This is a genomic window from Virgibacillus carmonensis (assembly GCF_057836705.1).
This window is the reverse complement of sequence record NZ_JBYQFJ010000452.1, coordinates 1-503: the sequence shown is the minus strand read 5'-3', so window position 1 is coordinate 503 and position 503 is coordinate 1. Positions and strand designations below refer to the sequence as shown.

Annotated in this window: 1 pseudogene; it reads left to right on the top strand. The window is 41.0% G+C overall.

The annotated features are described in order from the left end of the window. A pseudogene (gene polC, locus AC3G7N_RS22845) lies at nucleotides 1-503 on the top strand (PolC-type DNA polymerase III); the annotation flags it as partial.

Here is a 503-nt window from a genome sequence, read left to right as displayed (position 1 = left end):
AACAGGGACTCTGGGTGTACCTGAATTTGGTACCAAGTTTGTTAGACAGATGCTTGAGGACACTAAACCGAAAACATTTGCAGAGCTTGTGATTATTTCAGGATTGTCCCATGGAACGGATGTCTGGCTTGGAAATGCCCAGGAATTAATTAATGATGGCATTTGTAAACTACCTGATGTAATTGGTTGTCGTGATGACATTATGGTCTACCTGATGCATAAGGGACTAGATGCATCACTTGCATTTAAGATAATGGAGTTTGTTCGTAAGGGTAAAGGTCTGCAGGATGAATGGATAACCGAAATGAAAAAGCATGATGTTCCGGACTGGTATATTGAATCCTGTAAGAAAATTAAATACATGTTTCCAAAGGCCCATGCTGCAGCTTATGTGCTTATGGCGGTACGGATCGCTTACTTTAAGGTTCATCATCCGATATTCTTTTACGCAGCATACTTCACTGTTCGTGCTGGGGACTATGATTTGGATACGATGGTAAAAG